This window comes from Mesorhizobium sp. WSM3879, from assembly GCF_002294915.1.
In the GTDB taxonomy this organism is placed as follows: domain Bacteria; phylum Pseudomonadota; class Alphaproteobacteria; order Rhizobiales; family Rhizobiaceae; genus Mesorhizobium.
The window spans coordinates 543770-556901 of record NZ_NSFZ01000002.1 but is presented as its reverse complement, the minus strand read 5'-3'; the positions used below and the strand labels follow the sequence as shown (position 1 = coordinate 556901).

General features: G+C 64.4%; 7 protein-coding genes. All 7 read right to left on the bottom strand.

Annotated features, from left to right (window positions below; genetic code table 11):
- The 7 genes from CK218_RS06020 to CK218_RS05990 all read right to left on the bottom strand — a co-directional run bounded on the left by CK218_RS06020 (position 1) and on the right by CK218_RS05990 (position 13077).
- Positions 1-1644 (bottom strand): alpha-glucosidase family protein, encoded by a 1644-nt coding sequence (locus CK218_RS06020; RefSeq protein WP_095827156.1) that lies wholly within the window; start codon positions 1642-1644, stop codon positions 1-3.
- Positions 1644-3644 carry a glycogen debranching protein GlgX gene (gene glgX / locus CK218_RS06015; RefSeq protein ID WP_095827155.1) on the bottom strand — a complete coding sequence of 667 codons (2001 nt, stop codon included), beginning with the start codon at positions 3642-3644 and terminating at the stop codon, positions 1644-1646. Before glgX ends, CK218_RS06020 begins: the two co-directional genes overlap by 1 nt.
- A 196-nt stretch (positions 3645-3840) precedes the next feature.
- The gene (locus tag CK218_RS06010) at positions 3841-5469 is read right to left on the bottom strand and encodes an alpha-D-glucose phosphate-specific phosphoglucomutase (protein ID WP_095827154.1); all 1629 of its coding nucleotides are present in this window, start codon (positions 5467-5469) and stop codon (positions 3841-3843) included.
- Between the two features lie 3 nt (positions 5470-5472).
- On the bottom strand, positions 5473-6918 hold the full coding sequence (glgA, locus tag CK218_RS06005) for a glycogen synthase GlgA (RefSeq protein WP_095827153.1): 1446 nt from the start codon (positions 6916-6918) through the stop codon (positions 5473-5475).
- Between the two features lie 66 nt (positions 6919-6984).
- Positions 6985-8250, bottom strand: coding sequence for a glucose-1-phosphate adenylyltransferase (gene glgC / locus CK218_RS06000; RefSeq protein WP_066997781.1), 1266 nt, complete (start codon positions 8248-8250; stop codon positions 6985-6987).
- Between the two features lie 14 nt (positions 8251-8264).
- Entirely contained in the window at positions 8265-10499 is a 2235-nt protein-coding gene (glgB, locus tag CK218_RS05995; RefSeq protein ID WP_095827152.1) for a 1,4-alpha-glucan branching protein GlgB, read from the bottom strand.
- 115 nt (positions 10500-10614) lie between these two features.
- A complete protein-coding gene (locus CK218_RS05990) occupies positions 10615-13077 on the bottom strand; it encodes a glycogen/starch/alpha-glucan phosphorylase (RefSeq protein WP_095827151.1) in 2463 nt (820 codons plus the stop codon).
- Positions 13078-13132: the final 55 nt, after the last annotated feature.

The window sequence follows — 13132 nt, the reverse complement described above, 5'->3', positions numbered from 1 at the left end:
TCAGCCAATTCTCCCGACGAAGTACCCTACAGGCGGCAGCGCCAGCGCAGTTTCTCCGAGAACACCGCCAAGAACGCCGGCGACGTCTACGGCAAGAACCGTTATCTCGACATCGCTGATCTCGGCCGGCAGCGTCCAGTTCGCCGGCTCACCGGCGAAGTTGAAGACGCATAGCAAGTTCTCGTTTTCGCGCTGACGGATGAAAGCAAGCACATCGCCCTCCGCCCCTAGGAACCGGATCGAGCCGGCGATCAGCGCCGGATGGCGCTTGCGAAAGGCCAGCATCGAGCGATAGGCGGCAAGGACAGAACCGTCCTCGCCCTCCTGCACATCGACCGCGCGGGCGCGATGCGCCGGCGGTACCGGCAGCCAGGGCTGGGCCGCGGAGAAGCCGCCATTTTCGGCCCCGGCCTGCCACACCATCGGAGTGCGGCAGCCGTCCCTGCCCTTCACGCCCGGCCAAAAACGGATGCCCAGCGGATCGCGCAGGTCCTCATAGGCAAGCTCGGCTTCCTCCAGCCCAAGCTCCTCGCCCTGGTAGAGGCAGATCGAGCCGCGCAGGCAGGACAGCAGCGCGATCGCGAATTTCGCTACCGCATCAGGATTTTCGCCCGGCTGCGTCCAGCGGCTGACATGGCGCATGACGTCGTGGTTGGAGAAGGCCCAGCAGACCCAGCCGTCGGCAACCGCGTTCTCGAACGCCTCGACGCAGCCGCGCACATGGGCGGCCGAAAATTGCGGGCCGAGCAGGTCGAAGGTGTAGCACATCTGCAATTTGTCGCGGCCGGAGGTGTAGGCGGCGAGCGTCTGCAGCGAGCGCTCCTCGTCGCCCACTTCGCCGACGGCGGCACGGTCCGGATATTCGTCGAGCAACGCGCGCAAGCGCTTCAGGAAATCGAGATTCTCGGGCCGCGTCTTGTCGAAGAGATGCTCCTGGAAGGCGTAGGTGGTGGTGGCGACGTTGGTGCCGGCGACGCTTGAAGCCAGCGGCGGGTTGTCGCGCAGCCAGCGGTCGTGGACATAGTAGTTCACGGTATCCAGCCGGAATCCGTCAACGCCGCGCTCCAGCCAGAAGCGCACGGTGTCAAGGACCGCATCCTGCACCTCCGGATTGTGGAAATTCAGATCCGGCTGCGCGGTGAGAAAATTGTGCATGTAGTATTGCCGGCGGGTGGCGTCCCACTCCCAGGCCGGCCCGCCGAACAGCGATTGCCAGTTGTTGGGCGCGCTGCCATCCGGCTTGGCGTCGGCCCAGACATACCAGTCCGCCTTGGCATTGTCGCGGCTGGCGCGGCTCTCGACAAACCATTCGTGCTTGTCGGACGAATGCGAGATCACCTGGTCGATGATGAGCTTGAGGCCGAGCCGGTGCGCCTCGGCGACCAGCGCGTCGAAATCCTCCAGTGTGCCGAACATCGGATCGACATCGCGATAGTCCGACACGTCATAGCCCATGTCGGCCATCGGCGACTTGAAGAAGGGCGAGAGCCAGACGGCGTCGACGCCGAGCGAAGCGACATGGGCAAGACGCGACGTTACCCCCTTGAGATCGCCGCTGCCGTCGCCGGTCGTATCCTGGAAGGAGCGCGGATAGATCTGGTAGACCACGCAGCCGCGCCACCATTCGGCATTCCCACCAGCCATTACGAACCCTTCCCGGCGTGGGCGTTTCCGGCCGCCCTGCGCTCGATCATGAAATTGACGGTGCGGCCGGGCAGCGGCCGCGCCAGGTCGATCGCCTGCGTGTCGATCGCCGAACGCCACTCGTAGCCATCTCGCAGCGGCAAGGTGAAGACGCATTGGCGGCGGTCGCCATTGACCATGACGGCAAGGCGACCGCGCTGGCTATCGCCGAGGATCATGACGAGGCGGTGTCGGCCGAGGTCGGTCCAGTCGCTCTCGCCGAGCGGTGCGCCGGTCTCGGTCAACCACTCGACGTCCGGGATTTCCATTCCGTCTGCAGCTTTGCCGGTCAGGAAATTCGTGTCGGATAACGGTGGAAAGGCACGGCGCAGTTGCGCAAGCGCTGCTGTGTACCGCTCCAGCGCCCGGTCGCGGCCGGCCCAGTCGAGCCAGGTGATGGCGTTGTCCTGCGCATAGGCGTTGTTGTTGCCCTTCTGTGTGCGGCCGAACTCGTCGCCGGCGGTCAGCATGATGGTGCCGCGCGAGGCAAAGAGCGTCGCAAGCAGCGCGCGCTGGTCATCGAAGCGGGCCTTGGCGATTTCGGCGTCATCCGTCTCGCCCTCGACACCGCTGTTCCACGACAGATTGTCATTGTGGCCGTCGCGATTGTGCTCGCCATTGGCCGCATTGTGCTTCTTCTCATAGGCAACGATGTCGGCCAGCGTCATGCCGTCATGCGCGGCGATGAAATTGACGCTGCGGCTCACCGGCTGGCCCGCCCTGCCGAACACATCGGAGGAACCGGCAAGCCGCGTGGCTAAAGCGCCGATCGCGCCCGCGTCGCCGCGCCAAAAACGCCGGACGTCATCGCGATAGCGGTCGTTCCATTCAAGGTATGGCGGCCGGAAATTGCCGAGCTGGTAGCCGGTCGCGCCAATATCCCATGGCTCGGCGATCAGCACGCGGTCGGCGAGCACGGGGTCGCCGGCGATGGCTTCGAGAAGCGGCGCGTCCGGATCGAACGTGCCGTCAACGCGGCCGAGCACCGGCGCCAGATCGAAGCGGAAGCCGTCGACGCCGGCATGGCGGACGAAATGGCGCAGCGTGTCGAGCACCATCCTCTGCACGACCGGGTGGTCGCAGGCGACGGTGTTGCCGGTGCCGGTGTCATTGGCCAGTCGGCCGTCCAGCATGTGCCGGTAATAGGTCCGGGCGTCGAGGCCGCGCAGCGACAGTGTCGGCCCGAGCCGGTCGCTTTCGCCGGTGTGGTTGAAGACGAGGTCGAGGATCGTGCCGATACCCGCTTCACTCAGCGCCGCGACGGTATCGCGCAATTCGCTCAGGCCGCCCGGTGCCAGGCGCGGATCGAGCGCCATGAAGGTGACGGGGTTGTAGCCCCAGGCATTGTTCAGCCCCAGCGGCGGCAGATGGCGCTCGTCGATCGAGGCCGGGATCGGCATCAACTCGACGGCGGAGACGCCGAGACGCTTCAGATGCTCGACGACAGCCGGATGGGCAAGCGCCGCGATGGTGCCCCGCTGGGCCTCGGGGACGTCCGGATGCAGCCTGGTGAAGGAGCGGACGTTGAGTTCGTAAATCAGGCCGCCGGGCCGGAACAGCAGCGGCTTCGCGGGCACAGGCTCAGGCAAAGAGCGCGCCACGGCCTTCGGCATGAGCGGCGCAGTGTCGGCGCCTTCATTGCGTTTGGCGGCCAGCCTCCAGTGATATTGGTATGGACGATCGACCTCGACGGCATACGGATCGATGAGAAGCTTGTTCGGATCGAACCAGAGGCCGCGCTCCGGCGCATAGTCGCCGTCGGCGCGAAAACCGTAACGCGTGCCGTTCCCAAGGCCGGGGACAAGGAGTGCATGCACGCCCTCGCCTTCCGGGTTGAGTTCCAGCCGGTCGATCTCGCGCGCGCCGCTGTCGTCGAAGAGCGAGACCCAAAGACGTCTGGCTGATGAGGAGCAAACGGCAAAGCGGATGCCTTCGGGAGTGATGCTGGCGCCGAGGGTCATGCGGGCCTCTCCCCTTCTCCCCTTGTGGGAGAAGGTGGATCGGCGCGCAGCGCCGAGACGGATGAGGGGCGTTGGAAGGAATGAGGCGTCGATGTTCTGGACACGGGTTTGCGCCAAGCTGGAGCACCCCTCAACCGTCCGAACTTCGCTCGGCCACCTTCTCCCACAAGGGGAGAAGGGGAAATCCTCACCACTTTCAAGTAATCACGCTCGGCTTGTTGCGACCGGTGTGGCTCTTGATGCCGGCGATGTCGTCGGCGGCGGCGATGAGGTCGGCGAGCGCTTCCTGCGTGTCGAGGTCATGCCTCGCCTTGTCGGGCTCGTAACGCTCGATATAGACGCGCAGCGTGGCGCCGGACGTGCCGGTGCCGGAGAGCCGGAACACGACGCGCGAGCCGCCCTCGAACAGGATCCTGATGCCCTGGTTTTTGCTCACCGAGCCGTCGACCGGGTCGTGATAGGCGAAGTCGTCGGCGCTGGCGATCTTCATGCCGCGCACGCTGGTGCCGGGCAGCGAGCCGAGCTTGGCGCGCAATTCGTCGACCAGTGCGTTGGCGCGGTCTGTCTCGACCTCCTCATAGTCGTGGCGCGAATAATAGTTGCGGCCGTAGCTTTCCCAGTGCTTGGTGACGATGTCCTTGCAGCTCTCGCCGCGCACGGCGAGGATGTTGAGCCACAGAAGCACGGCCCACAGCCCGTCCTTCTCGCGCACATGGTTGGAACCGGTGCCGGCGCTTTCCTCGCCGCAGATCGTCGCCATGCCAGCGTCGAGCAGATTGCCGAAAAACTTCCAGCCGGTCGGCGTCTCGTAGATGCCGACGCCGAGCTTCTCGGCAACGCGATCGGCCGCTCCGCTGGTCGGCATCGAGCGGGCGATGCCCTTCAGGCCTTCCTTGTAGCCGGGCGCCAGATGCGCGTTGGCGGCCAGCATTGCCAGCGAATCCGACGGGGTGACGAAGATTCCCTTGCCGATGATCAGGTTGCGGTCGCCGTCGCCGTCGGAAGCGGCACCGAAATCCGGCGCGTCCGGCCCCATCATCTCGTCATAGAGATGTTTGGCATGGACCAGGTTCGGATCGGGGTGATGGCCGCCGAAATCGGGCAGCGGCTTGAAATTGCGGCAGGTCCCGTTCGGGGCGCCGAGCCTACGCTCGAGGATCTCCTTGGCATAGGGGCCGGTCACCGCGTGCATGGCGTCGAAGCGCATGCGGAAGCCATATTTGAAATTCGCGCGGATGGCGTCGAAGTCGAACAGGCTCTCCATCAGCTCGGCATAGTCCTTGACCGGGTCGAACACCTCGACCGTCATGCCGCCGGCTTGGAAGGTGCCGATCGTGTCGATGTCGACGGTGCCGATGTCGGCGATCTTGAAGCTCGAGATCGTCTTGGTCTTTTCGAAGATCGCGTCGGTGATCTTCTCCGGCGCAGGGCCGCCGTTGCCGGCATTGTATTTGATGCCGAAGTCCTCGTGCGGGCCACCCGGATTGTGGCTGGCCGACAGGATGATGCCGCCAAAGGTCTTGTATTTGCGGATGATGTTGGACGCGGCTGGCGTCGACAGGATGCCGCCCTGCCCAACCATCACCTTGCCGAAGCCGTTCGCAGCGGCCATGGCGATGGCCGTCTGGATGACCTCGCGGTTGTAGAAACGGCCGTCGCCGCCGATCACCAGCGTCTTGCCCTGAAAACCCTCCAGAGCGTCGAAGATCGACTGGATGAAGTTCTCGGCATAGTGCTCCTGCTGGAAGACGGGCACCTTCTTGCGCAGGCCGGAGGTGCCGGGCTTCTGGTCGGTATAGGGTTTGGTAGGGACGGTCCGTATCATGCTTCAGGCAGTCCTTTTTGAAAGCAGCAAGCGATAGAGTTCGACATATTTGTCGGCGCTCTTATCCCAGGAAACGTCGGCCTTCATGCCCTGGCGCTGGATCGAGGCCCAGGCGGCTGGTCTGGCATGCGCCTCGACCAGGCGACGGATGGCGTGCAGGAGGGCGCCGCCATTGTTCGGGGCGAATTGAAAACCGGTGGCGACGCCGGCCGAAAGTGCCGCCTCGTTGGCGTCGATGATGGTGTCGGCGAGGCCGCCGGTGCGGGCGACGACCGGCACGCAGCCATAGCGCAGGCCATAGAGCTGTGTCAGCCCGCAGGGCTCGAAGCGTGAAGGGATGACGATCGCGTCGCAACCGCCCTGCATGATGTGGGAGAGCGCCTCATCATAGCCGATGACGACGCCGACGCGGCCGCGATGCCGCGCGGCCGCGGCAAGCAGCGAGCCTTCGAGGCCGGCATCGCCCGAGCCCAGAACCGCCAGCCGTGCTCCGCGCTGAACGATGCCGTCGACGACCGCGGCCAATATGTCCATGCCCTTCTGCCAGGTCACACGGCTGACCACGCAGACGATCGGGCTGTCGTCAGGCTCGAGACTGAAACGGTCCTCCACGGCCTTGCGGTTCAGGGCGCGCGCTTCCAGCGTCTCGGCCGAGTAGTTGGCGACCAGGTGCTTGTCGGTCGCCGGGTTCCAGATGTCGACATCGATGCCGTTGACGATGCCGTAGAGGTCGACGGCGCGCATGTTGATCAGGCCGTCGAGGCCCATGCCGAATTCCGGCGAGCGGATTTCCTGCGCGTAGGTCGGGCTCACCGTGGTGATCGCCCAGGCGGCCTGCAGGCCGGCCTTGAGGAAGCCGACGCCGCCATAGTATTCGACGCCATCGAGCTGCATCGCCACGCCCGGCAGGCCGAGCTCGCCGAAAATGCCGGAGCCGAACTGTCCCTGAAAAGCAAGGTTGTGCACGGTGATCAGCGACGGCACGCCGATCGCGTTGCCGTAGCGCATATAGGCGAGCGTCATTGCCGACTGCCAGTCATGGGCATGCACGATATCTGGCTGGTAGCCGGAGATCGCGCCGCCGGCGATGTCGCCGCCGACCTGGCTCAGCGCCGCGAAGCGCCGCCAGTTGTCGGGCCAGTCGGAGCCGGAGGCGGTACCATAGGGCCCGCCCTGGCGGTCGAAAAGATGCGGCGCGTCGAGCACGAAGAGCTCGAGCTCGCCGATCTTGACCGCATGAACCGAAGCCTTGCCGCCCTGCAGCAGCGGGTACTGGTAGACGGCCTTCTTTTTCTTGAAGGCGTCCATCACCACCGGGTAGCCGGGGATGAGCGTGCGCATCGCCACGCCCTTGCTGGCGAGCGCGATCGGCAGGGCACCGGTCACGTCGGCAAGCCCGCCGGTCTTGATCAGCGGGAAGATTTCGGGCGTGACGGACAGAACCTGCATGCGCCTAAGATCCACGGCTAAAGTGACAGCTTGTTGATCAGGCTGACAACTTGCCGATCAACCCTATCAGGTTGACAGCTTGTTGATCATATCCTGAGTGATCAGGCATATGCCCTTTTCCGAAACGCGGAAGCGCTTGGCGTCGAGTGCCGCATCCTCGCCGACCACCAGTCCCTCCGGAATGTGGACGCCATGGTCGATGACGACGCGCTTGAGGCGCGCGTTGCGCCCAACCTGAACGTCGGGCAGCATCACCACTTCCTCGAGCTTCGAATAGGAATTGATGCGCGCGCCGGTGAAGATCAGGCTGCGGCGCAGCGATGCGCCGGAAACGATGCAGTCGCCGGACACCAGCGAGGAGATCGCCTCGCCGCGACGGCCGTCCTCGTCATGCACGAATTTGGCCGGCGGCTTCAATTCGGCATAGGTCCAGATCGGCCAATCCCGGTCGTAGAGATCGAGTTCGGGCGTGACATCGGTCAGGTCGATATTGGCTTCCCAATAGGCGTCCACCGTCCCGACGTCGCGCCAGTAAGGCTCCGACTCGTGCGAGGAGCGGACGCAGGATTTGGCGAAGCGGTGGGCGATCGCCTTACCGTGCTGGACGATGTAGGGGATGATGTCCTTGCCGAAGTCGCGGCTGGATCCTGGCTCGGCCGCGTCGCGGCGCAACTGCTCCATCAGGAACTTGGTCTTGAAGACATAGATGCCCATCGAGGCCAGCGCATGGTCCGGCTTGTCCGGTATGCCGGGCGGGTCGGCGGGTTTCTCGATGAAGGAGATGATGGTGTCCTTCTTGTCGACATGCATGACGCCGAAGCCGGTCGCCTCCATGCGCGGCACTTCGAGGCAGCCGACGGTGACATCGGCGCCGGCATCGACGTGCTGGCGCAGCATCAGCTCGTAATCCATCTTGTAGATGTGGTCGCCGGCTAGGATGACCATGTATTCGGGGCCATAGGCCTCGATGATATCGATGTTCTGGTAGACCGCATCCGCCGTGCCCTCGTACCACTGCGTTTCCGAGACGCGCTGCGAGGCGGGCAGGATGTCGAAGCTCTCGTTTCGTTCGGGGCGCAGGAAGTTCCAGCCACGCTGCAGGTGGCGGATCAGCGAGTGCGCCTTGTATTGGGTGGCGACGCCGAGACGGCGAATGCCGGAGTTGAGCGCATTGGACAGCGCAAAATCGATGATGCGCGTCTTGCCGCCGAAATAGACGGCGGGCTTGGCGCGCCGGTCGGTCAGCTCCTTGAGGCGGCTGCCGCGGCCGCCGGCCAGCACATAGGCCATGGCATCGCGCGCCAGCGGCTGGGTTCTCTTGATCTCTGCCATCGTTTGCCTCCCTCCTAAGCTGTCCGGACCTTTGCTTCGTCCGCGACGAATTCCAGCATGATCGTCGACAGCGGCGGCAAGAGCATCGTCGCCGACGTGCCGCCCCCTTCCCTGCTCGCCACGATCATGCCGCCATTGCCCATGCCGGAGCCGCCATACTCGGCGGCGTCAGTGTTGATGATCTCGCGCCACTCGCCCGCCTTCGGCAGCGGCACGCGATAGTTCTCGCGCGGCACCGGCGTGAAGTTGGAAATGACGGCGATCGGGTTGCCGTCCGGCGCGCTGCGCAGCCAGGCAAAGACCGAATTGTCGCGATCGTCGACGATCAGCCAGGAGAAGCCTTCCGGCTCGCAGTCGCGCGCATGCAGCGCCGGGCGCGAACGATAGAGGTAGTTCAAGTCCCGCACCGCCTGCCGGACGCCGCGGTGCGGGGCGTGCTCCAGCAGATTCCAGTCGAGCGCGCGTTCCTCGCTCCACTCGCGGCGCTGGGCGAATTCCTGGCCCATGAACAGGAGCTTCTTGCCGGGATAACCCCACATGAAGGCGTAGTAGGCGCGCAGCGTGGCAAATTTCTGCCAGTCGTCGCCTGCCATCTTGTGGAGCAGCGTGCCCTTGCCGTGCACGACCTCGTCATGGGAGAGCGGCAGCACGAAATTCTCGGAGAAAGCGTAGACAAGGCCGAAGGTGATGTCGTTGTGATGGTGCTTGCGGTAGATCGGCTCCTTGGAGAAATACTCCAGCGTGTCGTGCATGAAGCCCATGTTCCATTTGAAGCCGAAGCCGAGCCCGCCTTCATGCACCGGCTGCGATACCTTCGGCCATGAGGTCGATTCTTCGGCGATCGTCATCACCCCGGGATGATGGCCGTAAAGCTCCTTGTTCATCTTCTGCAGGAAGCTGACCGCCTGCAAATTCTCGCGCCCGCCTTTCTCGTTGGGTATCCACTCGCCTGACCTGCGCGAATAATCGAGGTAGAGCATCGAGGCGACAGCGTCGACGCGCAAACCGTCGACATGGTATTTTTCGGCCCAGAACAGCGCGTTGTTGACGAGGAACGACACCACCTCGCGGCGGCCGAAATTGTAGATGGCGGTATTCCAGTCGGGGTGAAAACCCTGGCGCGGGTCGGCATGCTCGTAGAGCGCGGTGCCGTCGAACTTCACCAGTCCATGCTCGTCGACGGGGAAATGCGCCGGCACCCAGTCGAGGATGACGCCGACGCCGGCACGATGCGCGCCGTCGACGAAGCGGGCGAAGCCGTCGGGGTCGCCGAAGCGCGCGGTCGGCGCATAAAGGCCGGTCGTCTGGTAGCCCCAGGACGGATCGTAGGGGTGCTCCGAGATCGGCAGGAACTCGATATGGGTGAAGCCGGTTTCGACCACGTAAGGAATAAGCTGCGCGGCGAGCTCGTCCCAGCTGAGAAAGGTGCCGTCATCGCGGCGCTGCCACGAGCCGGCATGGACCTCGTAGATCGAGATCGCCTCGCGCCGCGGATCGGCCTTTTGCCAGAAGCTGCGATGGGCCTCGTCGCCCCATTGATGCGCCATCGGCGGCGCCGTCACCGAAGCGGTCGCCGGGCGCAGCTCGGACTCGAAGGCGAACGGATCGGCCTTGAGGGGCAGGCGCACGCCGTCGGGACCGATGATCTCGAACTTGTAAGGCTGGCCGGCGCCGAGGTCCGGAATGAACAGCTCCCAGATGCCGGTGTCCTTGCGGTCGCGCATGGTGTGCCGGCGGCCGTCCCAGTCGTTGAAGGCGCCAACCACCGAGACGCGCCGGGCATTGGGCGCCCATACCGCGAAATGCACGCCGGTGGCCCCCTCATGCTCGATGATATGGGCGCCGAGCTTGTCGAAGAGCCTCAGGTGTGAGCCCTCCGCCATGTAGTAGTCGTCCATCGGTCCCAGCACCGGGCCGAAGGAATAAGGGTCGGTCAGCCACCAGTCGCCGCCGGCATTCCTCGCGTGATAGCGCAACGGCTGACGCTTGCGGATCGAAAGCTTGCCCTCGAAGAAGCCGGCATCGTTGCTGCGCCCGAGTTCCCCGGCTTCCTTGCCGGTGAGCGTATAGGCGGTGACGCATTCGGCATTGGGTACGAAGCAGCGGGCGACAAAGCCCTTGCCGGCCGCGTGCACACCCAGAATTGCAAAGGGATCGCCATGCGTTCCGGCGACAATGGCCGCGACATCGCCGGCTGGCGCCAGTCCGTCCGGCCCGCTTGTTGCAGCGGTCGCGCGCGGCTTCCTCATCAGGCGGCGTCCCTCCCTGGGAACTATTCTGGTTTGTGCATATGTTGGCCCAAAACGGCTAGGCACTTTTGGGCGACATGCACGTCCACGTTGTCGGCGGCCTCATGCAATCACATCAGACAGGTACGTTCCAGATTTCTTTCGCGTATTGGCGAATGGTGCGATCGGACGAGAACCAGCCGACGCGGGCGACATTGCGGATGGCGCGCGCGTACCAGTCGGGACTGTTGCGCCAGACATCGTCGACCTCGCGCTGGCAGGCGGCGTAGGAGTCGAAATCGGCCGCCACCATGAACCAGTCGCTCTGATAAAGGCCGTTCATGAGGTCGCGGTAGCGGTTGGGATCGTCAGGCGAGAAGACGCCGGAGGAGATCGCCGACACCGCCTGCGACAACTCCGGCGAGGACGCGATCACGCCGCGCGGATTGTAGCCGTTGTCGCGGCGTTCGGCGACCTCGGCGGTGGTGAGGCCGAAGATGAAGATGTTGTCGTCGCCGACGCGCTCCTTGATCTCTACATTGGCGCCGTCGAGCGTGCCGATGGTCAAGGCGCCGTTGAGGGCAAACTTCATGTTGCCGGTGCCGGAAGCCTCCATGCCGGCGGTCGAGATCTGCTCGGAAAGATCGGCCGCCGGCATCATCACCTCGGCGAGGCTGACATTGTAGTTCGGGACAAACACAACCTTGAGCAGGCCGCGCGTCGAGGGATCGCCGTTGATCACCCGGGCGACGTCGTTGGCCAGTTTGATGATGAGCTTGGCGTTGTGGTAGCTCGGCGCCGCCTTGCCGCCGAAGAATTTAACCCGCGGCATCCAGTCCCGCTCGGGATGCGAGCGGATCTGGTCGTAGAGCGCGATCGCCTCCAGAATATTGAGCAGCTGGCGCTTGTATTCGTGGATGCGCTTGACCTGGATGTCGAACAGCGCCGAAGGATCGAGCCTGATGCCGAGCCGGTCGGCGATGAGGTTTGCAAGCCTCACCTTGTTCTGGCGCTTCACGGCGGCAAACTTCTCGCGGAAGGCGGAGTCGCCGGCAAGAGGATCGAGATCCTTGATCGCTTCGATGTCGTCCATGAAGCGGTTCCCGATCGCTTCGCGGGCAAGCGCGGTCAGGCCCGGATTGCACTGGATCAGCCAGCGCCTGGGCGTGATGCCGTTGGTCTTGTTGTTGATGCGGTCGGGATAGAGCTTGTGGAGATCGGCAAACACCGTCTCCTTCATCAGATCGGTGTGCAGCGCCGAGACGCCGTTGATCGAATGCGAGCCGACGAAAGCGAGGTTGCCCATGCGCACGCGGCGGTCGCCATTTTCCTGGATCAGCGAGATGCGGGCGATCTGCTCGCCCGAGAATTTTCCGGTGGCCCGCGCCTCCAGGAGAACCTGGGCGTTGATGGCGTAGACGATCTGCATGTGGCGCGGCAAGAGACGCTCGAACAGCGGCACCGGCCAGCTTTCCAACGCCTCCGGCAGCAACGTGTGGTTGGTGTAGGCGAAGGTACGCTTGGTGATGTCCCAGGCAAGGTCGAAATCCATGCCGTGAACGTCCATCAGAAGCCGCATCAGCTCCGGCACGGCGACGGCCGGATGGGTGTCGTTCAGGTGGATCGCGGCCTTGTCGGGCAACGATCTCAGGTCGCCGTACTGGCTGAGATGCCGCTGGACGATGTCCTGCAGCGAAGCAGTCGAGAAGAAATATTCCTGGCGCAGCCGGAGCTCCTGCCCGGCCATGTGCGAGTCGGCCGGATAGAGAACGCGCGACAGCGCGTCCGCCTTGTTGCTTTCGGCGAGCGCGCCGATGTGGTCGCCGGCATTGAACTTGTCGAGCAGAATCGGGTCGATCGGCATGCCGGACCAGAGCCGCAGCGTGTTGACGCGCTTGGCGCGCCAGCCCGCCACCGGCGTGTCATAGGCGACTGCCAGCACATGCTCGTTGGGCCTCCAGACATGGCGCTCCAGGCGGCCGTCCTTTGAGGTGATCGATTCCACGGAGCCGCCGAAGCCGACCTCGAAGGAACGTTCGCGCCGCTCGAACTCCCACGGGTTGCCGTGGTCGAGCCAGGTCTCCGGCAGCTCGACCTGCCAGCCGTCATGGATCTCCTGCCGGAACATGCCGTTGGCGTAGCGGATGCCGTAGCCGTGGGCGGGAATATCGACCGTTGCCATGCTTTCCATGAAGCAGGCGGCGAGCCGGCCGAGGCCGCCATTGCCGAGGGCTGCGTCCGGTTCAAGGCCGGCGATGAGGTCGAGATCCACGCCGAGCGAAGCCAGCGCCTCACGCATGTTCTCCATCAGGCCGAGATTGGAGAAGGCGTCGCGCATCAGGCGCCCGATCAGGAATTCGAGCGAGAGATAGTAAACGCGCTTTTCCTGCTGGTCGTAGGCTTCCTTGGTCGCCTGGATCCAGTGATCGACGACGCGGTCGCGCACCACCTTGATCGAGGCGGTCAGCCAGTCGTAGGGCGTTGCGACGGTGGTGTCCTTGCCGACCCGGTATTTGAGCGACATCAGGACTTCTTCGGCGAGCGTCCTGGGATCGGGGTGGTCGAGAGCGGGGGCTTCGATCGTCATGGCGGGCTTCATGTCGCCTCTCGTTCGGTTGGCCTGATCATAGCGGCTTTCACCGTTTCTCCTACCC

Bases quoted from the DNA above. Each gene is read 5' to 3' on its own strand.
- CK218_RS06020 (WP_095827156.1), bottom strand. From the start codon at position 1,644: ATGGCTGGTGGGAATGCCGAATGGTGGCGCGGCTGCGTGGTCTACCAG.
- glgX (WP_095827155.1), bottom strand. From the start codon at position 3,644: ATGACCCTCGGCGCCAGCATCACTCCCGAAGGCATCCGCTTTGCCGTT.
- CK218_RS06010 (WP_095827154.1), bottom strand. From the start codon at position 5,469: ATGATACGGACCGTCCCTACCAAACCCTATACCGACCAGAAGCCCGGC.
- glgA (WP_095827153.1), bottom strand. From the start codon at position 6,918: ATGCAGGTTCTGTCCGTCACGCCCGAAATCTTCCCGCTGATCAAGACC.
- glgC (WP_066997781.1), bottom strand. From the start codon at position 8,250: ATGGCAGAGATCAAGAGAACCCAGCCGCTGGCGCGCGATGCCATGGCC.
- glgB (WP_095827152.1), bottom strand. From the start codon at position 10,499: ATGAGGAAGCCGCGCGCGACCGCTGCAACAAGCGGGCCGGACGGACTG.
- CK218_RS05990 (WP_095827151.1), bottom strand. From the start codon at position 13,077: ATGAAGCCCGCCATGACGATCGAAGCCCCCGCTCTCGACCACCCCGAT.